Genomic DNA, 19,264 nt, shown 5'->3' with positions numbered 1-19,264 from the left:
GTCCCGCTTGAAGTCGCGATGGCTGGCTTATGTTGCGTCGCTGAGCTGTACCACACGACTTCCATAAAAAAAGCGTCGCTCCACCCGCTGCCTGAGCAAGGATAGTCGCGACGCCATTGTCAGATGATCCGCTCCGTCATTGGAACGAGTTCGATGCATAAGCGAAGCAAGCGATATGCCAGCGACGGGGCGGTCGCTGCGCAAAGTTCAGGACAGGCCTCGCGCTGCATCGGTGTGGCGTCTATAATCGCCCGCTGAATTCAGCCGCAACGAGCCGCGCCCGCCCATGTATAACCTGGCCCGCCAGTTACTGTTCAAACTTTCCCCGGAAGCCTCCCACGACCTGTCGATCGACCTGATCGGTGCGGGAGGGCGGTTGGGCATCAACAGTCTGTTCAACAAGGCGCCGGTCAAGTTGTCGACGACGGTCATGGGCCTTGAATTTCCGAACCCGGTTGGTTTGGCGGCAGGCCTGGACAAAAATGGCGCGGCCATCGACGGCTTCTCGCAACTGGGCTTCGGTTTCGTCGAAATTGGCACTGTCACCCCCCTGGCACAGCCCGGCAATCCCAAGCCACGCATCTTCCGCCTGCCCCATGCCGAAGGCATCATCAACCGCATGGGGTTCAACAACCTGGGCGTTGATAACCTGGTCAGCCGCGTGCAGGCCGCCAAATTCGACGGCATCCTGGGCATCAATATCGGCAAAAACTTCAGCACTCCGGTGGAGCGCGCCGTTGACGATTACCTGATCTGCCTGGACAAGGTTTACGCCCACGCCAGCTACATCACGGTCAATGTCAGCTCACCCAATACACCGGGCCTGCGCAGTCTGCAGTTTGGCGATTCGCTCAAGCAACTTCTTGAAGCGCTGAAGGTTCGCCAACTCGCTTTGACTCAAATCCACGGCAAGCACGTGCCACTGGCAATCAAAATCGCGCCCGACATGAGCGATGAAGAAACCGCGCTGGTCGCTCGCGCTTTGATCGAATCCGGAATGGACGCCGTGATCGCGACCAACACTACCCTCAGCCGCCAAGGCGTCGAAGGGCTGCCCCATGCTGATGAGACGGGCGGGTTGTCCGGCGCACCGGTACGTGAACAAAGCACGCACATCGTCAAGGTGCTGGCCGCTGAGTTGGGCGGTAGGTTGCCGATCATTGCCGCTGGTGGGATCACGGAGGGCAAACACGCGGCCGAGAAAATCGCTGCCGGTGCCAGTCTGGTGCAGATTTATTCTGGCTTCATCTATAAAGGGCCGGCGCTGATACGCCAGTCTGTCGATGCAATCGCGGCGATGCCTCGTCCCGCCAGCTGAACCTGGACCAATAAAAAGGGGGTTCCTTGACGGAACCCCCTGGGCTTTGGCCCGCGGCCCGGATGGGGCACGCATGGTGTGATGAGATCGAAAAATTATTTAGTCGCACGTTCCCTTATGTGTGTTTAGCCGACCGCGTGAAGTTCGTTGAGTCTGTGGATACCCGCAGTGCCGGTCATACCGTCCCAGTTGTCGCCGCGTCCTTCTCGCCAGCCGTTGATCCAGGCTTGGCGTACTGACGGTAGAGTAAAGGGGCAAAGCTCACGGGATTTTCCATGAACACCAAATTGATATCCGCGTAAAAATGCTCTTTCCAACGGATCACGCTTAAGTCTTCTCATAGGGTGTTGCCCTCGTTTGTTGACTGTAATGTCCCTTGAGACCTCATGTCGAGGTCGGGCAGAAATTCTCTGCCGTTGGTACCCGCTGCCGGCGTCGCGGGCTTAGGTGCTGCCGTCATTGCGACGACAACCTGTGTTGTTTCTAACCAATGCATCGGGCGCTGTGAATGACCGTTTTGTCATAAGAAAGTCATGTTTGGGGTATTAAGACCATAAGCAGAGGCTTCATTCGCAGGCAGTTATTTTTGTGAACCCCTGTATATGGGGCTCTACAGGCATATCGAGACTGTGTCTCAATATCGACTGCTGGCTTTTTGAAGTCAGGGTCAAAACGACGAAGGGTCGGGGATGTGACTTTTTATTACTGACGTCGTCGGGCTCAATAGTGGTTTTTTAATATCAGTTTTACTCAGGTTTTCGGGCCTGCTAACCGACTGCCATGGCATTCGCCTTCTTTGATGGAGGCATCGTCGTGGTGGACCGGCACAATGTATGTGCCACGCAGGCGCTCTCCAAGAAAGACGCCTGTTTTAAATCGGGTGGGGCAATGCGTTGTCCCGCCGCTCAAGCCAAAGGCTCTGGAATAATCATGTCGGACCGTTACGAACTCTTCCTCACTTGCCCCAAAGGCCTGGAAGGCCTGCTTGCTGAGGAAGCCACCGCGCTTGGCCTCGAAGACACCCGCGAGCACACTTCGACCATCCGTGGCACCGCCGACATGGAAACAGCCTACCGGTTGTGTCTGTGGTCGCGTCTTGCCAACCGCGTTCTTCTGGTGCTCAAGCGCTTCCCGATGAAAGACGCCGAAGACCTCTACCACGGCGTGCTCGACGTCGATTGGCAGGATCATCTTGAGCCGGACGGTTCATTGGCGGTCGAATTCAGCGGCCACGGTTCGGGCATCGACAATACCCACTTCGGGGCATTGAAGGTCAAGGACGCCATCGTCGACAAACTGCGCACGCCTGAAGGCCTGCGTCCTTCCATCGACAAGCTCAATCCTGATCTGCGCATCCATCTGCGCCTGGACCGTGGCGAAGCCATTCTATCGCTGGACCTGTCCGGTCACAGCCTGCACCAGCGTGGTTATCGCTTGCAGCAAGGCGCCGCGCCGCTCAAGGAAAACCTGGCGGCAGCGATCCTGATTCGCTCCGGCTGGCCACGTATTGCTGCCGAAGGCGGCGCGCTGGCTGACCCGATGTGCGGCGTCGGTACATTCCTGGTCGAAGCGGCCATGATTGGTGCCGATATCGCGCCCAACCTCAAGCGCGAGCGCTGGGGCTTTTCGGCTTGGCTCGGTCACGTTCCGGCCCTGTGGCACAAGCTGCATGAGGAAGCCTCGGCACGGGCGCAAGCGGGCCTGGCCAAAACCCCATTGTGGATTCGCGGTTATGAAGCCGACCCTCGTCTGATTCAACCGGCACGCAACAACATCGAGCGCGCAGGGCTGAGCGACTGGATCAAGGTTTACCAGGGCGAAGTCGCGACCTTCGAGCCGCGTCCTGATCAGAACCAGAAAGGCCTGGTCATCTGCAACCCGCCGTACGGCGAGCGTTTGGGCGACGAAGCGAGCCTGTTGTATCTCTATCAGAATCTCGGCGAGCGCCTGCGCCAGGCCTGCTTGAACTGGGAGGCTGCGGTGTTCACCGGCGCGCCGGACCTGGGCAAGCGCATGGGCATTCGCAGCCACAAGCAGTACGCGTTCTGGAACGGTGCCTTGCCGTGCAAATTGCTGCTGATCAAGGTTCAGCCGGACCAGTTCGTTACCGGCGAGCGCCGCACCCCGGAGCAGCGCCAGATCGAACGCGAGCAGGCCGAGCACGAGGTTGCGCCCGAGCCGGTCAAGCTTAACAAGAATGGCAATCCGATTCGTGAGCCGGCACCTGTGGTTGAGCAGGCGCGCTTGAGCGAAGGCGGGCAGATGTTCGCCAACCGCCTGCAGAAGAATCTCAAGCAGTTGAGCAAATGGGTGCGTCGCGAAGGTATCGATTGTTATCGCGTGTATGACGCCGACATGCCTGAGTATTCCCTGGCGATCGATCTCTATGAAGACTGGGTTCATGTCCAGGAATACGCTGCGCCCAAGTCCATCGATCCGGAGAAGGCCTCGGCCCGTCTGTTCGATGCCCTGGCCGCTATCCCTCAGGCGCTGAACATCGACAAGAGTCGCGTGGTCATCAAGCGTCGCGAGCGCCAGAGCGGCACCAAGCAGTATGAGCGCCAAAGTGCTCAAGGCCAGTTCGTCGAGGTCAAGGAAGGCGGGGTCAAGCTGCTGGTCAACCTGACAGACTACCTGGACACCGGCCTGTTTCTGGACCACCGTCCGATGCGCATGCGCATTCAACGCGAAGCAGCCGGAAAGCGATTCCTCAATCTGTACAGCTACACCGCGACCGCCAGTGTGCATGCGGCCAAGGGCGGCGCGCGCAGTACCACCAGTGTCGATCTGTCGAAAACCTATCTGGACTGGGCGCGCCGCAATCTGTCGCTCAACGGTTTTTCCGACAAAAACCGTCTGGAGCAGGGCGACGTCATGGTCTGGCTGGAAAGCAGCCGTGAAGAGTACGATCTGATCTTCATCGACCCGCCGACCTTCTCCAACTCCAAGCGCATGGAGGGCATCTTCGATGTGCAGCGCGATCAGGTGCAACTGATCGATCTGGCCATGGCACGTCTGGCGCCGGGCGGCGTGCTGTATTTCTCCAACAACTTCCGCAAGTTCCAGCTGGAGGAAAACCTGGCCGAGCGTTACGCGGTCGAGGAGATCACCGCGCAGACTCTGGACCCGGATTTTGCCCGCAACAGCAAGATTCACCGTGCCTGGAAAATCACTGCACGGTAAGTGAGGGCTACCGTTCACCTGATCCGGCGGCCGCTTCGTCGGGCAGGTGCGCGATGTCCCCCATGAGCGACATGCAGCACTAGGCAAGCTAGTGGCGAATCGCTATAAGAGATGCATGGCCATATGTCGCGGCAACACAGTGGCGTCATGAGTTTTTGCATATGTCGTCAACTCCCCCAAACCCCAAGATAATGGGCTTTATCAGCGAAGAGGCCAGCTCGTGGGTGGTCGCCGTTCTGACGTTCGCCTCCGGTGCAGTACTGACCGGTTTGCTGGCATGGGCCAATATCGAATTGTTCCGGCGCCAGTTGCAGCAGCGTTTCGAATTGCTGGGCAACGAGCGTTTCAGTCGGGTGCAGGAGCGCCTGGACGGTCAGGTGCAACGCCTGGACGGCCTGCGGCGTTTCTTCGTTTACTCCAATGAAGTGTCCCAAGACGAATTCAACGGTTTTGCCAATACCATGCTCAACTGGACCGAGGCCTATTCCTGGGCGCCTCGCGTGCTGGATGTCGATCGCCCGGAGTTTGAAGCACAGGCCAGGCGCGACGGACTTCAGGGGTATTCGATCAGGTCGATCGCAGCCTCTGGCGCATTGGAGCCATCGCCCCGACGTGAGCTTTACTACCCGGTCCGCTACAGTCAGACGCGCGCCGCGACGCCAGCAGCCTTGGGTTTTGATCAGAACTCCGAGAGCGTAAGGCACGCGACTTTGGAACAGGCTCGCGAGTCAGCGCGTATGGCGGCCTCTCCGCGTATGGAAATCCTTGGCGTTGATCCGCGCTTCAGCAATGGCGTTTTGCTGGTTGCGCCGGTGGTCAGCCGCGATCGCAACGGGGTCATCGATCCCACGCTGCTCGATGGTTATGTCTCGGCGGTAATCAGTCCGCGCAAATTGATGTCCGACGGCTTGCCACGACCGGATCAGGACAATCTGTCACTTACGCTCAGCGACATGACTGTGCCGCAATGGCCAGACGTGCTGTACCAGTCAAGCGTCGACCCGGCCGCCAGCCAGCTATATATCCGCAGCGAACTGACCTTCGCCGACCGAAAGTATCTGCTGGAGATCAAGCCGACCGCTGCATTCTTGACCGCCAATCCTTCGGCCACAGACAGCGTTGTGATACTGGGCGCTTTGCTGAGCTTTATGCTTAGCGCGCTGTTGTATGTGCTGATTAGTCAGCGCCAGCGTGCGCTGCGGCTGGTCGAACAGAGCACGGTGCAGTTGCGTCAGCGCGAACTCCAACTTCGCGATGCTCACGGGCAACTGCGCAACGTACTCGACGCCGCTACCCAGGTGGCGATCATTGCCACCGACCTCAATGGCGTGATTACCACCTTCAACATCGGAGCAGAGCGGATGCTTGGCTACGACAGCGCCGCGGTTTGCGGACGGCTGACGTTGCAACAGTTGCACCTGCCGGCCGAGCTTCAGGCGCACACCCGCGAACTGACCCAGCGCTATGGTCGGGCGATCGACTCCAGCGACGCCATGCTGGTCGAAGCGGTGGACGAGCCGGGTCAACAGGCCCGTGACTGGACGTTTTTGCGCCAGGATGGCAGCACGCTACTGGTCAGCATGCAGGTCAGTGCGGTGGTGGACGAGCACGATCAATGGGTGGGTTATCTGGCGGTCTGCCTGGACGTGACCGAGCGCAAGCGGGTTGAAGAGGAACTGCGCACGATGTCGGTCACTGACTCCCTGACCGGGGTCTATAACCGGCGTTATTTTCAGGAGCAATTGCAGACGGAAATGGTGCGCGCCGAGCGTCAGGGCGGACGGTTCTCGGTGATCATGCTCGATATCGATCACTTCAAGGCGATCAATGACAATCAAGGGCACGCCACCGGTGATCTGGTGTTGCAGATCGTGTGTCAGCGCATCGGCAAACGGCTTCGGCGCAGCGACGTGTTCTGCCGGCTGGGCGGCGAGGAATTCATGATTCTGTGCCCTGACACCGATCCCTCTCAGGCTTACCAGCTGGCGCGAGAACTCTGGAGCGAATTACGCGCCGCGCCTGTGGACGGTGTGGGACAGGTGACCGCCAGTTTCGGTCTGGCAAGTTGGCGGGCAGGGGAGAAGGGCGATGCGTTGCTGTTGCGCGCAGATTCAGGTGTCTACGCTGCCAAGCTCGCGGGGCGTGACCGGATTGAGCCGGAGTTGCTTTGACCGTAGATCTGTATCGCTGATCTGTAGGAGCGAACTTGTTCGCGAGCCTCGATCATTCCCACACCGTATCGCCAGCAAGTTGGCTCCTACAGAGGTATGTGTTTGGCTTCGCTAGCGTGCAGCACGTACAAAAAAAGGCCCATCAAACGATGGGCTTTTTGCTGGTGCGGTAGCGCTTATTGCTGCAGCGAAATCGCCGTGTTGGCAAGTTTAGGCTGCGCATACATATCGACGAGGATTTCATCGAGTACCGAGGATGCGCCCCATGGACGCGGGTCGTTGAGGATCGCTACCACCGCCCATGTGTTGCCGTTGCTGTCGCGGCTGAAGCCGGCGATGGCTCGCACAGTGTTCAAGGTCCCGGTTTTGATATGCGCCTCGCCACGCAACGCGGTGCGTTTGAGGCGTTTGCGCATTGTGCCGTCCATGCCTGCAAGCGGCAGCGAGCTCATGAATTCAGCCTGGTAAGGACTGTTCCAGGCGGCCTGAAGCATTTGTGCCATCTCGCGGGCGCTGACACGTTCCGCACGGGACAGCCCGGAGCCGTTTTCCATGACCAGGTGCGGCGCAATAATGCCTTTCTTCGCCAGCCACTGACGGATTACCCGTTGCGCTGCTTTGGCATCGTCGCCGTCAGCCTCGTTGCGAAACTCCGCACCCAGGCTCAGAAACAACTGCTGCGCCATGGTGTTGTTACTGAATTTATTGATGTCGCGAATGATTTCCGCAAGGTCAGGCGAAAAGGCTTTGGCGAGCAACTTTGCATTGCCCGGTACGACGTCCAGTCGATCCTTTCCCAGGATAGTGCCGCCCAACTCCTGCCAGATCGCCCGGACGGCACCTGCTGTGTAAGTGGGATGGTCCAGCAGCGACAGATAGGTCTGAGAGTTGCAGCCGTCGCCCAACTGACCGCTCACCGTGACCAGGATGCCGCCATCGGCCTGGGGGACCGGGTTGTACAGAACATCGCCAGCGCATTTGCTGGAAGACAGTGCCTTGACCTGATTATTGATATGAATCGCGGCAATCGGAGGCTCGACCGAAACCACAATCTTGCCGCCGTCGTTGCGGGTCACGAAGCGTAGGGCTTTGAGGTTGACCATCAACGAGTCCGGCTTGACCAGAAACGGTTTGTTCTTGTCATTGCCATCGTCATCGAACACAGGCAGTTGCGGCTGCACGAAATGGCTGCGGTCGAGCACCAGATCACCGGTGATCTGTTGCACGCCGTTGGCGCGAAGATCGCGCATCAACAGCCAGAGCTTTTCCATGTTCAGCTTGGGGTCGCCGCCGCCCTTGAGATACAAGTTACCGCGCAGCACGCCATTGCTAAGTGTGCCATCGGTGAAGAATTCGGTTTTCCACTGGTGAGTCGGGCCAAGCATTTCCAGCGCAGCGTAAGTGGTAACCAGCTTCATGGTCGATGCAGGATTGACCGACACATCAGCGTTGAACACGGTTGCGGTGCCGGGGCCGGTAAGTGGCAGCATCACCAGCGACAAAGCGTTGTTATCCAGTTTACTGGCCTTGATAGCCTGCTGGACCTTTGGGGGCAGTGCGGTATTGATTGGAACGGCGAAAGCAGGGAGGGACAACGGCAAAAGAAGGGTGGCAAGTACTAACGGACGCAAAGATTTGATCATCAATAAAACCCTACTGCAAAGGGGATACGAGGAGGGGATGGATTCCCTCAATACTCATGTCGCTCAAATGACCCCGCGGCAACGCAGTGCAAATACCTTCGCGAAGCGCGCCGACAGGTGAAAAATGTATTCGACCCACGCTGTATGTGTAGAAAGTTACAATTGGCATGGGTAATAACGCGGCATTATGCCCCAAGCGGGCGTGACTTGCGCCGGGGTAAGGCCGTCGAACCGAGCTATTTTTTTATAAAGCGCACCGTGGTATTGGTCGCGGCCGGTTTTCTGCCCCGTTCAAGGGCGGGGGATGGCGTCGGTTTCGGGCTTTTATCGATACAAACTGGTAAAGTGCCGCCCGATATTTACTTCTGAGGATTGTTTCATGGCGACTAACCGTTCCCGCCGTCTGCGTAAAAAACTGTGCGTAGACGAATTCCAAGAGCTGGGTTTTGAACTGAACCTGGATTTCAAGGAAGACCTGAACGAGGCGGCAATCGATGCATTCCTCGACGCGTTCCTGACAGAAGCCATGGATGCAAACGGTCTGGACTACGTTGGCGGCGACGACTTCGGTCTGGTTTGCTCGGCCAAGCGTGGCTCGGTTACCGAAGAGCAGCGCGCTACCGTTGAAAGCTGGCTCAAGGGCCGCAGCGAGCTGACCAAGGTCGAACTGACCCCGCTGGTCGATGCCTGGTATCCGGAAAAGCCGATCAATCCGGCTGCCTGATAGCACAAAAGGGGAGGCTGGCATCGCGCCGGCTTCCCCTGATTTTACCTCGACGACATTGCGCCGAGTTCTGCACTACCCCGGTTACCCCCTATTGCCTACCCTCACAGCGTCTTCTCCAGATGCGCGCGCAGCGCGTGTTCCAGTTGTAGCAGTGCTGAGTCCAAAGCCGTCAGCCGCGCGACAATGACCTCGTCCGGCGTATCTTCATCGCACGCATCTTCAAGCGCTTCGCACATTTCGATCACATGCCGTGCGCTGATAATTCTCGCGGCACCACGAATCTTGTGGCCGATATCACGCAGCTGTTGACGATTGCCCTCAGGTTTCAATGCCTCCAGCTCTTGGCGGTCGTCTACGTTACTGACGATGAGTTGTTCGATCAGGCGCCGGGACATACCTGCCCGACCTCCCGTCAAGACAGTGATGCTGTCCGGAGCGAATGTGTCTGTATCTTCAGTCGGCGCAGGTTTGGCAAGGGGGCTTACCTTCGATAGCCGGTCATTGAGGGCAGTGAGGCTGATGGGTTTGAACAGGCAGTCGTCCATGCCTGCGTCGCGACAGCGCTGGATTTCTTCGGCCTGGGCGTTGGCGGTGAAGCCCAGGACTGTGCAGTGAACACGCGAGTCGCTGCGTTCCTGATCCCGAATACCCCGGGTCAGGTCATAGCCGTTCATGACAGGCATGTTGCAGTCGGCTATCACCAGATCGAAATGTCCGCTGCGCCAACGCTGCAACCCCTGCGCGCCATCGACCGCCATCTCGCAGCGGTGACCGAGAAAGCACAGTTGCTCGAACAGGAGCAACCGATTGGCGGGGTGATCGTCGACGATCAGAATGTTCAGCTGCCCTGCGGTGTGAGGTGTCGTGTCGCGGGGCAGGCTGCCCACTTCCAGATCGTCCAGCGTGGTGAGGTCGAAGGTCATGTCGATGCGCGTGCCCTGTCCTGGCTGGCTGTCGAGGCTCAGCGTTCCGCCCATCATTTCACACAGGCTGCGGCAGATGACCAGTCCGAGCCCGGCCCCGGTTCGCGCCAGTTGACCTGAGTTGTCAACCTGGGCGAACGGTTCGAACAGGCGCTGCTGATCCTCCTGACTGATGCCGATACCGCTGTCATGAATGATCACGTGCACCCGCAATCGCTGGGCCCCCGCGCCGTCTTCGGTTTGCAGGCTTATCTTGATCTGCCCATGCTCGGTGAACTTGATGGCATTGCTGATCAGGTTGGACAGGATCTGTTTGAAGCGCATCGGGTCGATCAGCACGTCGGTATTGATTCTGGCGTCCAGATCCAGCACCAGCGTCAGGCTCTTCTGCCGCGCGAGCCCGTCGAACACCCGCACCACAGACTCGACCAGTTGTCGCAAGTTGGCGCGTTCGGGGCTCAGGCTCAACCGGCCCGATTCTATGCGCGCGATATCCAGAATATCGCCGATCAGTTCCAGTAAATCCTTGGCCGAGCTGTAGGCAACCTCGATGGCGGGGCGGTCAAGTTGACCCTGGTCGGCGCGCATGAGCGCCAGTTCGAGCATGCCGATCACGGCATTCATCGGGGTGCGGATCTCGTGGCTCATGGTCGCCAGAAAGGTGCTCTTGGCGCGGTTGGCGTCATCGGCAAGGTCCTTGGCGGCTTGCAGCTCTTCGATCAGTTGTCGGCGATCACTGATGTCGATCCATCCGCCGATGATGCCTTGTACTTTACCCAGCGAGTCGCGAAAGGGCAGGATCCAGTGATAGATCGTCAGGTGCCGATCGCCCAGGTGCAGCGACCGATCTACCACCAGCGGCGTGTCCTGCTCCAAGATACTGCGGTCGTTTAACTAGCTGAATTAAAAGGGGAAATATTCCTCCCCAATATCTCCCCAATATATTCCTAAAACTCTTTCCGTGGATCATGCAACATCGATCCATTCTGTCCCGCGGCTATCCCGGTACAGCTCGGTCATGGCAGCGTTGCGGTGTCCTAGCAGTTTCTGAGGATCGCGGCCTTCAGCCGCATGCAGTCGTGCTGCCAAAGATCGCATTTCGTGAAATGACGGGGGGGTTCCACCGAGAGTGATTCCAAGTTTCTCGGCCGCTTTATCCCTGGCTTCGGCGAATGCTCTAGATAAGCTGTCCAGCTTCAACCGTGTCCCGGCTTTAGCGCTGCCGACGGTTTTCGGATGGTGAATCATGTACTTTGAAACAACGCGGTCCCGGCAACGCTTAATTGCTGTCGCAAGATCTAGGTCAAGTGCGTCTAATCGGATAGCGGTATTGATTCGGACCTTGGCCTTCGTCTTCGACTGCACCACATGAAGGAATCCACCGACTTCTTCGGAAAACAGCATTGCACCGATATCTTCACGGCGCTGGGCTGTTAGAAGAGCCAGTTCCATCGCGCGCTTCAGCCATGGCCTTTCGGCTTCTTCATAGATCGCTTTCCACAACTCTAAACTCAGCCTCTCCCGCTTCACTTGGATGCGGGGTGCCTTCGTTGCATCTACTGGGTTACTGTCACACCAACCCGCTGCAATTGCCTCGGCGAAGACATCGCGTAGTAACGAACGCAAAGCCTTCGACATATTGCCTTTGCCTGCCTTCGATAGTGACGACAGGAAACCCGCGACATCCATTGTGCGGATGCCCCGTATTTCCTTCGAGCCAAATTCATCCTCCAGCCTCTGGATCCGGCTTTTGTAGCTCTTCAGGGTGTGGGTGGACAGCCCTTTATCCGCGTAAATAACCCTATGCTCGGACACCCACTCAGAGAAGGTGCGGCTTTTTTCTGCTGGCTGTGCGGAAACCCTTGAAGCCAAGGTAGGTTTCAAAACCTCCGCATGATTGGCTGCCACGGCTTCGCGTATTGCCGATTCCTTTTCTTTGCCCAGGCCGAACATGCGCCCGCTCACGGGATCACGGTAGGTGTAGTAAGTCATCCCGTTGCGTTGGTCCGTTTTGCGGTAGAGGTTTGGGGGCAGATCCTTTGATCCTGGATTACGCGGCCTTGGCACCATGTCGAGCGCTCTCTATTCGGCTAATTAGGCTTGAGCCCATTGGGATTTTGTTCTGCTTCTCAGGTTCACGGTAGCAGGCGTCAGACTCAACGTAGTACCGCTTGCCGTGCTTCACTGGCGCGGGAGATATCCGGCCTTCGCGAGCCCAGGTCCGGAGTGTGTTGAGGTTGGGCGGCGATTTGAACTGGTCCGTTGCCCACTCTTCAAGTGTCAGCTTTGTCATGGCTTTCTCCGTCCGGGGTCTATGCGGGGTTGAGTGATTGCGTGGCAAACCACTTGATCAGGTTGGCCTCATCTTCCGGATAATTCTTGAGCTGGCTCCAGCTCAGGCCGTTAATGATTCCTAGGATCTCGCAGGCATTCATCCCGCCGCGTTCGGCCAACCTCTGCAAAGACTGGCTGTGATTGCGCAGCGCTTGCTTCTCAAATGGCTGCAGCAACCGCATAGGGATCGATTTGATTTGCTTCCCGTGCATGACGGGCATGTTTCCGATAGGCATAGGAATTTCCTCGCCCGCCATACACCGGCAGGCATTCAAAGGTGATTGTCTTGTATGCGATGCATAACCGCTGATTGGCGCGGGATGCATTGGAGGTGATGCAGTCAGCCGTCCAGGGAAATCCGGCCGGTGAGGCGTTCGCGCCAGGTGAGTCGGCGCGGGAGATGTTCGCGGTCGTCGATCTCGACCAGAGTGAAGTCGTTGGTGTAGAACCCGCGCCGCTCACGATGGAGAAGAGCGGCTTCCATCTCTGCCTGAAGCCGATCGAGCGCGCTCAGCGCCACCGTTTCAAACCCTCGACTATGCACATGCCATTCATGAAATACCGCGATGAACCTGCTCATGATCGCTTCCACTTGAAAGTGACAGGGGTTGGTGGGAAGAACAGATGCCGCATGTTGGCAACGTTCACGATGTCGACGTCAGCGGGGTAAACCTCCAACGCATCTTTGTCACCGCGCCCGCACTCACGCTTGAGCTGCATCAGCTCGTCCCACGTCACCTGGTCCACCCAGCTATCACCATTGTGGAATGCCCGGCACACGCTCATGCGTTGAAAGTCGCTGGGCTCAGTGTAGACCTGCACAAGAAAACCCCGCGATCGCCAGACCTCAATCAGGTGTGCGGGAGCGAAAGCTGGCCACTGCTCCCGAGGAACTTGTTGAAGCGTGGCAGGGCGGCTGGCGCTTTCCTTAACGAGCAAGCGGCGCTGATTGCGATCCAACTTCATGGCATCACCCGCTTGAACTCGACGACCCACACCCAGGGGTTTGCATCCCATGCGCCGGTGCCGTTGATGTGATCCCACAAGATTTCGTAAAGCTGCTTCGCTGTCAGCGTCTCATCGAAGTCAGGCGCGGCGCGCAGAAAGTCCACCCCTTCTGCCTCTGATTGTTCTTCGCTGACGCCCTGCAGCCGCTCGACTCGAACGTCCGTGATTTCTAAAAGAATGCGGCTGGCCCAGCGTGGCATATGGATGCTGGGGCGGCCTCGGCCTTGAGAAATCATCGAGCAACCCGATGTGCGCGTAACGCCATCCGCTGGGTACAGAATTGGTTCGCCGCGGCTTAGATCACGGGGCGCCACTGCGTCGACTTGTGCATCTGCCGCCCAAGCCTCGCGCACCCATAGCCGATCGCCTGGTTGGCCGTATGGGCACCCGAAATCCCAACCTTGGCTTGGTACGCCGTTGAGGTGTCCATGCTGCGGGCGCCAGTACCAATCAGAGGTGGGGGGACCATGCGGGAAATTTCGTTTCGGAATGGCATCGGACACAGGAACTTCAGGCTGATGTTTAACCGCCCGCCGCGTAACTGTCTTCCGCCCATCCAGCAGGGCGCGCACCATCGGCGCCGAGAACAGGATGCCGCGTTCTTTGATGGTGGTCATGGCGTCACCCGCTGGCCCAGCAGCACATCGGTGACGATTTCCCAGAGCTTGGCCGGTGACCACTGGAAGCGGTCGAAGTCGGTGTCTGGATCGAATCCTGCCCGGCAGGTGGAGTGGGCACCGGCCGGCCATTCGCCTGTTTTCTGCATGATTGTCGCCACTCGACCTTCACCGCCCGGCTCGGTGCGGTGGTACACGTACGCGGTGCTGTTGTATTCCTCCCCGGCGCGGGCGTTGAACGAAGCAATTAGGGTCAGATCGGCGCAGCCGTCTGGGGTCCATGGGCGTCCGCCATTTGCTGACCGCTTCCCTTCGTGCAGATAAAGGATGAAATCGCCGTCGTGTTTTTTCCGGATCGCGTAAACGTGATTGGTCTGCGTCCCTACCAGCACCCGCGACACAAAGTCGAAGCGGTGATCGTGGATGGCCGAGTGCTCGAAGCAGGAGCGGCGCGGCAATTCGGGGTGCCAGGCATGCAGGCGCTGACCGCCTTCAAGCTGAACCTGGACAAAGCCCAGGCCGTGCAGGGTGATTTTGTCGGTCATGATGTCGTCGATGATCATGGCGTTACCTCCCGACGAGCCCACCAGCAGACCGGGCCATCATCGGCGTCATGCATGGCGAGGCAGAACCACCCATCGCCATCTGGGGGCTCAGGCTCCCAATAGCTGAAATCAGCTTCACCGGCCTCGAAGTAGCGCTCGGCAATTGCCTCCTCTGCATATTCAAGGCTGACCATGGCAACTGTCAGGCCCTGCTCAGATACCCAGGCTTTCACCTTGTCTCCATCACCTTCGTCGAAGTCGGGCATGTCAGGGTGAGCAAATGTGCCCTCGGCATCGCGCACTACCGGCGCCGGCTGGATCAATTTGATTTCTTCAGGCATGACTTCGTCCTTGCCCCCGCAAGGGGGCACTGATGTGAGATTTATGAATGCTTAAATAGACTGCATTAAATATTTAGTTATGTTCAACGGTTACTTTGTTACTTCGAAAATCCACTGGATGAACGGAGTGATTGCAAGTCTGACTATAGCCAATAGCGAGGCGGTGATCGCAAGCCAGGAAACAAATTTATTGTGGCGCTCAAAAAAGTTTCTAATTTTGAAATCGACTCTTTCTTTATTTACTACCCATTCGCGGCCATTAAAATAGGTCATATAGAAATCGATGTAATGTGACCCGGATTTTATGTTCTTCCTCGTAGGAAGGCTGTAGGTGAATGGAGCGTTTGTTAGCCTGAGCTCAGTTATTACACTGTTGATTTGGTCGCTGTTTCCATCTATGAATGGGGTTTTCCGTTCCGCAGAAGTTCCCCGATGAAATACAAACATATTGGGAGACAATCTAAATCCATCGTCTTCAACATTGTTTCTTTCAACCCCCCATCTGGCAGGCTGGGATTCGCCACTGCTGCCCAACCCCAGAAGTACATGAGCTTGAGCGTTATCAAAAACGTTAGAAGATATGTAGCACTGAATTTTGACGTCTGTCGCCTCACCGTAGCCAGTCACAAACTGCTCGAATTTCAGCGTGTCTCCAGGATTAAGGATTGTTTCTCCGACCCGCGTTGCGATACTGTATGAGCCGGGACTGTCGCAATTGGGGAAGCTTCTTGGTGTTACCCTTTCCATTATATTAATGCTTGGTCGTTCCATCCGTATTTCTCCTTAATGTAATCCCTAAGCTTTGATGCAGCAGACGGTTGCTAATCTTGTTCTTAATTGTTATCCCAACGCTTGGGAACCTTGAACTCCATTTTCGAATGATTCCGCTGTCACCATTGTCTCGCAACCAATTTTTTTTACCATCGACCTGAACGGCTAGAACATCGAAACTGTCGGCTTCAGCGCCAACACTTCCAGCCGGGAAACTGTCGAAATCGCCCATCATGGGTGGACAGAGATTAGCATCCCCTTCGATTTATTGATCGGTATTCGGGGTTCACGCGGCATACGCAGCAGGCAATAGGGATAGGGATTGTTCGAGTAAGACGGCAGCTATTTGCCATCTATCCGACTGGGTTGAATTAAGCGGAAGGTGATGTGGTCGGTTGTATATGTGGTCGATCACCGATTGCCTTACAGAAAGGCGTCATCATGCAAAGCGCTGAAGATTTTCGTTTTACGTCGCATCAACTCTTGCTGGCGCTCGACGCCTCCACGATAGAGATGATGAAGCTAGTCGCGATCTCGGGTATGGGCTCGATTGAGTGGCACGATATCGTGCGTTTGCACCATGAATCCTACGCAGCGCTCCATCTGCACCTTGAACATCCTGATGCAGCGGTCCTGATGGATCAGGTATCTCATTGAGCGATTCGGATAGTGCCGGTTTAGCGGGTGAGTTCGCGGAGGAGCGGGCCTACCCGTAGGGCGATCTTGAACGAGATGTACGTCCACGCGGCCAGGACGCCGCAGACGATGATTGTCCATTCAAGCCAGTTCATGGCTTCACCTCTGCGGATGGCGTCACCTGGTGTTCGGTGAGGCTGGCGGCCTCTACGCTTGGGATTTCCAAGCGGTCGGCCAGATACACCTCAAGCTGTGCGCCTATCGATTTGTGCCAGTCGGGCAGGGTGGCCACAACGTCGCAGACAACCATCTGGCGGATGGCAGCGCGCATGCACTGATGCCAAGGCGCCTCGGCGGGCAGCGGATTTTCTGCGGGGTTTTCCACACGGTATCCCAAGGCCCGGAGTCGAGCAGCTTCGGCGTTGAAGGCTGGGTAGTTGAACTCGGGAAGGCCAGTCATCGGCCCGGCCAGATAGACCCGAGGAACTTTGGTCGATAGCATTTTGACCCCAATGTAGCCTCACAAGGCTACTATTGGAAAAGTAGCCTCTAGAGGCTACATCTGGGGTTAAGCGGCTGGCGCTTCATTCAGAATCAGCGTGACCGGCCCTTCGCGCGTATCGCCGGCCAACCGGCCATCCAACTCCTCGATTTCCTCTTCGGTCAGATTTCGCCATTTCGCAATGACCACATCACCCTTCATCACCCCTGCGGGCGAGCCGCGACAGGTTGATGCGTAGCTGTAACCGTTCTGGCTAAGCCACTTTTCGGCCGCATATAGCGCCTGGAAAGTGCCGACGTCATTGAAGGTTTTTGTAAACATAGTGATCCTCGCCAGGCGGCGTGATTTGTTAGAGAAGAGGGTCGGGTTACGCGGTGAACAGGCTCAGTTGTTGATCCTGCAGGCGCCGCTCGCGCTGCTGGCGCTGAATTTGGGCATGGGCATATGCGATGCGGGCCTTCGCAATTGCCATGTACTCGGGATCACGCTCGATCCCGATAAAATCGAATCCCTCGAGCGCTGCCGCTTTACCGGTGCTACCTGAGCCCATGAACGGATCCAGAGATTTACCGCCCGCTGGCGTTACAAGTCTGAGCAGGTAAGCCATCAACCCTGTGGGCTTCACGGTGGGGTGGTTGTTGCCCTTGGTGTCAGTCGTTTGAACCTTGCGCAGCGTGGTGCCCTGTTTAAACTGTGGGCCGGGGTCGATCAGGCCTTCATGGCGATCGGCGCGTGATGTCTTGGCACAGTAGAAGAAACGGGCAGCGCTTCCCGAGTCGAGGCGCCGTTCGCCTGGCTTCATCTTGAAGCCGACAAATCCAAAGTTCTCGCTCTGTGCGGATGCTTCTGTGCCTCTTCCTCGCTTCATGACCCCGTATGTGTTCTGTCCACCGCGTAGGGTATCGCTGGTGCTGGCGTTGGCCAGCTGGCCTGGCGCGTCGGGGAAGATAGCCAGAACATCGGGGCTGCCGTCGTGGATGAGGTTCGCTGGCCATCGGCCCGGCTTCATGACACCAATGAACGGGACGTCCTGTTTGTATGCGCCGGTAGCGTTGACGACATGACCCGGCGCCATACGCATTTGGGAGTACTCGCCGCCGATCGCGTCTTCTGCGTGAATCCGGCAAGCGTCGATGTTTATTGCGCCGGTTCCGTGAGCCTCCACATTGGAGGCTACTGTTCCGGGGAATGGCTTGCGGGCCATGCATATTGGCTCATGTGCCGGTTTCAGCGCCGTGCCCCAGCCTTCGTGATCACCCTTGAGGTTGTGCGACTTCGGGAAGCCAGAACCGAAAACCCACATGATCTGGTCGCGGATCTCGAAGCCCGCCATTTCAATGCCGACCGCCATGTGGTGGTACGTTCGAGCGGCGGCAAAGGAGAGCAAGTGTCCACCCGGCTTGAGTACTCGCAGCGCTTCTGTTGCCCATTCCAGGGTGAAGGCCTGAAAGGCGCGCATGCCTGCGGGAGTTAGGTCGTATTTCCCGGCTTCAGCGGCAACAGATCGATGACCACCATTTGGCCCGCAAGCATCTGCGTGTGAGGGCATGCTGGCGCGGTAGGCCGCTCGGTCTTCAATGTCCTGTCCATCCCAGCTTTTACCCATGAAGCGAATGCCGTAGGGTGGGTCGGTTACAACGCTATCAACCGAGTTCGCAGGCAGGCCCCGTAGCACCTCCAGGCAATCGCCCAGGTGGAGTTCGTATTTCATGGCTCGATTCCGGTGGAAGTTGAGATTCGTCTACGCTTACAGCTCCACAGGGAGGGAACCGTCATGAGCGAAGAGCGAGTGATTGCGCTGGAGATAGCGCTGAAGGCCGTTTTGAACACGGCGCGGGAACAGGGGATAGACGTTGAGCAGTTATCCGAAGCTGCGATTGACGAGCTGGTGAAGTACCAGCGCTATAAGTGCAGGCATCTTTTTAATGCGGTATATCAGATCGAGAACACCGTTGATGCGCTGGAGTATCCGTGGCCTGCGGTGGGCTGATCTAAAAAAGTTTGATCTGGTCAAATGGCCGTATTACTAGCTTGGCTCCCTTCAGTTGGACCTTGGCCGCTTGGATATCGAAAGCTAAAATGGCCATTCATTCAGTTGGATAACGCCATGCCGTACAGCTACGCCGCAGAACAGTTTAGAAACGCAAGTCGTTTGCTACACACTGAGCACCCTCAGGGCAAAGCCTATTCCATGGGCGCGGCTCTGAGAGCGTGCGCTCTTGGCATTGCCGAGGTGCATCGTTTCGGGTTGGATCCTGAAGCCCAGTCGAGCTTCCGGATGATGGACTACATGATTGAGTCGTCAGGACTAAGCGAAGCCGCTCCGCTTGATGCTTGGGTATCCAAGGCCGGTGCATTTGAACCTGATCAGGTAGCGAAGCTGTCCGAACTCATTAATGATTTATTGGCGTGGTTTGAAGATCACAACGGCTAGAAACGTCGGCCGCATGCGCGCGAGTACTCGCACCCCGCTGCGGGTTGATCAGCGCGTAATTTCATTTTTCTACCCCGCTTTTGAAATACTTTCTCCTCGCTGGACGGCGCT

Annotated in this window: 21 protein-coding genes and 1 pseudogene; 7 read left to right on the top strand and 15 right to left on the bottom strand. The window is 57.3% G+C overall.

Features of this window, described 5'->3' with window-relative positions; translation table 11 throughout:
* Positions 1 to 286 precede the first annotated feature (286 nt).
* Positions 287 to 1,318: a quinone-dependent dihydroorotate dehydrogenase gene (locus tag ACWKV9_RS14420; protein ID WP_483836788.1), complete on the top strand. Its 1,032-nt coding sequence runs from the start codon at positions 287 to 289 to the stop codon at positions 1,316 to 1,318.
* A 125-nt stretch (positions 1,319 to 1,443) separates the two neighbouring features.
* On the opposite strand, the gene rmf is transcribed toward ACWKV9_RS14420, so the two are convergent.
* Positions 1,444 to 1,659: a ribosome modulation factor gene (gene rmf / locus ACWKV9_RS14415; protein WP_080290409.1), complete on the bottom strand. Its 216-nt coding sequence runs from the start codon at positions 1,657 to 1,659 to the stop codon at positions 1,444 to 1,446.
* Between the two features lie 589 nt (positions 1,660 to 2,248).
* Between rmf and rlmKL the strand changes: the two genes are divergently transcribed.
* Together rlmKL and ACWKV9_RS14405 are read left to right on the top strand one after the other, a co-directional pair.
* Positions 2,249 to 4,501, top strand: coding sequence for a bifunctional 23S rRNA (guanine(2069)-N(7))-methyltransferase RlmK/23S rRNA (guanine(2445)-N(2))-methyltransferase RlmL (gene rlmKL / locus ACWKV9_RS14410; protein ID WP_483836787.1), 2,253 nt, complete (start codon positions 2,249 to 2,251; stop codon positions 4,499 to 4,501).
* 161 nt (positions 4,502 to 4,662) lie between these two features.
* Positions 4,663 to 6,672 carry a sensor domain-containing diguanylate cyclase gene (locus ACWKV9_RS14405; protein ID WP_483836786.1) on the top strand — a complete coding sequence of 670 codons (2,010 nt, stop codon included), beginning with the start codon at positions 4,663 to 4,665 and terminating at the stop codon, positions 6,670 to 6,672.
* 176 nt (positions 6,673 to 6,848) lie between these two features.
* Here the strand turns inward: ACWKV9_RS14405 and dacB are convergent, their stop codons facing one another.
* Complete coding sequence (gene dacB / locus ACWKV9_RS14400) at positions 6,849 to 8,315, bottom strand: D-alanyl-D-alanine carboxypeptidase/D-alanyl-D-alanine endopeptidase (RefSeq protein ID WP_483836785.1); 1,467 nt, start codon at positions 8,313 to 8,315, stop codon at positions 6,849 to 6,851.
* A 379-nt stretch (positions 8,316 to 8,694) separates the two neighbouring features.
* Between dacB and ACWKV9_RS14395 the strand changes: the two genes are divergently transcribed.
* The gene (locus tag ACWKV9_RS14395; RefSeq protein ID WP_483836784.1) at positions 8,695 to 9,039 is read left to right on the top strand and encodes a YggL family protein; all 345 of its coding nucleotides are present in this window, start codon (positions 8,695 to 8,697) and stop codon (positions 9,037 to 9,039) included.
* Positions 9,040 to 9,143: 104 nt separating this feature from the next.
* On the opposite strand, the pseudogene ACWKV9_RS14390 reads toward ACWKV9_RS14395, so the two are convergent.
* The 10 genes and pseudogenes from ACWKV9_RS14390 to ACWKV9_RS14345 form a co-directional block, all read right to left on the bottom strand.
* Positions 9,144 to 10,844 (bottom strand): annotated as a pseudogene (locus ACWKV9_RS14390) (ATP-binding protein); the annotation flags it as partial.
* A gap of 87 nt (positions 10,845 to 10,931) precedes the next feature.
* Positions 10,932 to 12,035 carry a phage integrase Arm DNA-binding domain-containing protein gene (locus ACWKV9_RS14385; protein ID WP_483836783.1) on the bottom strand — a complete coding sequence of 368 codons (1,104 nt, stop codon included), beginning with the start codon at positions 12,033 to 12,035 and terminating at the stop codon, positions 10,932 to 10,934.
* Positions 12,016 to 12,258 carry an excisionase gene (locus ACWKV9_RS14380; protein WP_483836782.1) on the bottom strand — a complete coding sequence of 81 codons (243 nt, stop codon included), beginning with the start codon at positions 12,256 to 12,258 and terminating at the stop codon, positions 12,016 to 12,018. The genes ACWKV9_RS14385 and ACWKV9_RS14380 overlap by 20 nt, the downstream gene beginning before the upstream one ends.
* Positions 12,259 to 12,277: 19 nt before the next feature.
* Complete coding sequence (locus ACWKV9_RS14375; protein WP_483836781.1) at positions 12,278 to 12,535, bottom strand: hypothetical protein; 258 nt, start codon at positions 12,533 to 12,535, stop codon at positions 12,278 to 12,280.
* A gap of 104 nt (positions 12,536 to 12,639) precedes the next feature.
* On the bottom strand, positions 12,640 to 12,879 hold the full coding sequence (locus ACWKV9_RS14370; protein WP_483836780.1) for a hypothetical protein: 240 nt from the start codon (positions 12,877 to 12,879) through the stop codon (positions 12,640 to 12,642).
* Positions 12,876 to 13,265 carry a DUF7694 domain-containing protein gene (locus ACWKV9_RS14365; RefSeq protein WP_483836779.1) on the bottom strand — a complete coding sequence of 130 codons (390 nt, stop codon included), beginning with the start codon at positions 13,263 to 13,265 and terminating at the stop codon, positions 12,876 to 12,878. The genes ACWKV9_RS14370 and ACWKV9_RS14365 overlap by 4 nt, the downstream gene beginning before the upstream one ends.
* Positions 13,262 to 13,924: a hypothetical protein gene (locus tag ACWKV9_RS14360; RefSeq protein ID WP_483836778.1), complete on the bottom strand. Its 663-nt coding sequence runs from the start codon at positions 13,922 to 13,924 to the stop codon at positions 13,262 to 13,264. Before ACWKV9_RS14360 ends, ACWKV9_RS14365 begins: the two co-directional genes overlap by 4 nt.
* Positions 13,921 to 14,487, bottom strand: a complete 567-nt coding sequence (locus tag ACWKV9_RS14355) for a hypothetical protein (protein WP_483836777.1) — start codon at positions 14,485 to 14,487, stop codon at positions 13,921 to 13,923. Before ACWKV9_RS14355 ends, ACWKV9_RS14360 begins: the two co-directional genes overlap by 4 nt.
* Positions 14,484 to 14,810 (bottom strand): hypothetical protein, encoded by a 327-nt coding sequence (locus ACWKV9_RS14350; RefSeq protein ID WP_483836776.1) that lies wholly within the window; start codon positions 14,808 to 14,810, stop codon positions 14,484 to 14,486. Before ACWKV9_RS14350 ends, ACWKV9_RS14355 begins: the two co-directional genes overlap by 4 nt.
* A 90-nt stretch (positions 14,811 to 14,900) precedes the next feature.
* A complete protein-coding gene (locus tag ACWKV9_RS14345; protein WP_483836775.1) occupies positions 14,901 to 15,581 on the bottom strand; it encodes a hypothetical protein in 681 nt (226 codons plus the stop codon).
* 441 nt (positions 15,582 to 16,022) lie between these two features.
* On the opposite strand from ACWKV9_RS14345, the gene ACWKV9_RS14340 reads away from it, so the two are divergent.
* Complete coding sequence (locus tag ACWKV9_RS14340; RefSeq protein ID WP_483836774.1) at positions 16,023 to 16,238, top strand: hypothetical protein; 216 nt, start codon at positions 16,023 to 16,025, stop codon at positions 16,236 to 16,238.
* A gap of 130 nt (positions 16,239 to 16,368) precedes the next feature.
* Here ACWKV9_RS14340 and ACWKV9_RS14335 read toward each other — a convergent pair whose 3' ends face one another.
* From ACWKV9_RS14335 to ACWKV9_RS14325, 3 genes are all read right to left on the bottom strand, one after another.
* Positions 16,369 to 16,719, bottom strand: a complete 351-nt coding sequence (locus ACWKV9_RS14335; RefSeq protein ID WP_483836773.1) for a DUF4406 domain-containing protein — start codon at positions 16,717 to 16,719, stop codon at positions 16,369 to 16,371.
* A gap of 66 nt (positions 16,720 to 16,785) precedes the next feature.
* Positions 16,786 to 17,040, bottom strand: a complete 255-nt coding sequence (locus tag ACWKV9_RS14330; protein WP_483836772.1) for a hypothetical protein — start codon at positions 17,038 to 17,040, stop codon at positions 16,786 to 16,788.
* A 46-nt stretch (positions 17,041 to 17,086) separates the two neighbouring features.
* Positions 17,087 to 18,430, bottom strand: a complete 1,344-nt coding sequence (locus tag ACWKV9_RS14325) for a DNA-methyltransferase (protein ID WP_483836771.1) — start codon at positions 18,428 to 18,430, stop codon at positions 17,087 to 17,089.
* A gap of 63 nt (positions 18,431 to 18,493) precedes the next feature.
* Between ACWKV9_RS14325 and ACWKV9_RS14320 the strand changes: the two genes are divergently transcribed.
* Positions 18,494 to 18,709 (top strand): hypothetical protein, encoded by a 216-nt coding sequence (locus ACWKV9_RS14320; RefSeq protein WP_483836770.1) that lies wholly within the window; start codon positions 18,494 to 18,496, stop codon positions 18,707 to 18,709.
* A gap of 117 nt (positions 18,710 to 18,826) precedes the next feature.
* Positions 18,827 to 19,153 (top strand): hypothetical protein, encoded by a 327-nt coding sequence (locus ACWKV9_RS14315; protein WP_483836769.1) that lies wholly within the window; start codon positions 18,827 to 18,829, stop codon positions 19,151 to 19,153.
* Positions 19,154 to 19,264: the final 111 nt, after the last annotated feature.

The sequence above is a fragment of the Pseudomonas corni genome (assembly GCF_057128765.1).
The sequence above is the reverse complement of the archived record's forward strand: the minus strand, read 5'-3'. Positions and strand labels throughout refer to the sequence as shown.

Bases quoted from the DNA above. Each gene is read 5' to 3' on its own strand.
- ACWKV9_RS14375 (WP_483836781.1), bottom strand. From the start codon at position 12,535: ATGCCTATCGGAAACATGCCCGTCATGCACGGGAAGCAAATCAAATCG.
- ACWKV9_RS14315 (WP_483836769.1), top strand. From the start codon at position 18,827: ATGCCGTACAGCTACGCCGCAGAACAGTTTAGAAACGCAAGTCGTTTG.
- ACWKV9_RS14360 (WP_483836778.1), bottom strand. From the start codon at position 13,924: ATGACCACCATCAAAGAACGCGGCATCCTGTTCTCGGCGCCGATGGTG.
- rlmKL (WP_483836787.1), top strand. From the start codon at position 2,249: ATGTCGGACCGTTACGAACTCTTCCTCACTTGCCCCAAAGGCCTGGAA.
- ACWKV9_RS14370 (WP_483836780.1), bottom strand. From the start codon at position 12,879: ATGAGCAGGTTCATCGCGGTATTTCATGAATGGCATGTGCATAGTCGA.
- ACWKV9_RS14385 (WP_483836783.1), bottom strand. From the start codon at position 12,035: ATGGTGCCAAGGCCGCGTAATCCAGGATCAAAGGATCTGCCCCCAAAC.
- ACWKV9_RS14395 (WP_483836784.1), top strand. From the start codon at position 8,695: ATGGCGACTAACCGTTCCCGCCGTCTGCGTAAAAAACTGTGCGTAGAC.
- ACWKV9_RS14330 (WP_483836772.1), bottom strand. From the start codon at position 17,040: ATGTTTACAAAAACCTTCAATGACGTCGGCACTTTCCAGGCGCTATAT.
- dacB (WP_483836785.1), bottom strand. From the start codon at position 8,315: ATGATCAAATCTTTGCGTCCGTTAGTACTTGCCACCCTTCTTTTGCCG.
- ACWKV9_RS14420 (WP_483836788.1), top strand. From the start codon at position 287: ATGTATAACCTGGCCCGCCAGTTACTGTTCAAACTTTCCCCGGAAGCC.
- ACWKV9_RS14355 (WP_483836777.1), bottom strand. From the start codon at position 14,487: ATGATCATCGACGACATCATGACCGACAAAATCACCCTGCACGGCCTG.
- ACWKV9_RS14335 (WP_483836773.1), bottom strand. From the start codon at position 16,719: ATGCTATCGACCAAAGTTCCTCGGGTCTATCTGGCCGGGCCGATGACT.
- ACWKV9_RS14320 (WP_483836770.1), top strand. From the start codon at position 18,494: ATGAGCGAAGAGCGAGTGATTGCGCTGGAGATAGCGCTGAAGGCCGTT.
- rmf (WP_080290409.1), bottom strand. From the start codon at position 1,659: ATGAGAAGACTTAAGCGTGATCCGTTGGAAAGAGCATTTTTACGCGGA.
- ACWKV9_RS14345 (WP_483836775.1), bottom strand. From the start codon at position 15,581: ATGGAACGACCAAGCATTAATATAATGGAAAGGGTAACACCAAGAAGC.
- ACWKV9_RS14380 (WP_483836782.1), bottom strand. From the start codon at position 12,258: ATGACAAAGCTGACACTTGAAGAGTGGGCAACGGACCAGTTCAAATCG.
- ACWKV9_RS14405 (WP_483836786.1), top strand. From the start codon at position 4,663: ATGTCGTCAACTCCCCCAAACCCCAAGATAATGGGCTTTATCAGCGAA.
- ACWKV9_RS14365 (WP_483836779.1), bottom strand. From the start codon at position 13,265: ATGAAGTTGGATCGCAATCAGCGCCGCTTGCTCGTTAAGGAAAGCGCC.
- ACWKV9_RS14350 (WP_483836776.1), bottom strand. From the start codon at position 14,810: ATGCCTGAAGAAATCAAATTGATCCAGCCGGCGCCGGTAGTGCGCGAT.
- ACWKV9_RS14340 (WP_483836774.1), top strand. From the start codon at position 16,023: ATGCAAAGCGCTGAAGATTTTCGTTTTACGTCGCATCAACTCTTGCTG.
- ACWKV9_RS14325 (WP_483836771.1), bottom strand. From the start codon at position 18,430: ATGAAATACGAACTCCACCTGGGCGATTGCCTGGAGGTGCTACGGGGC.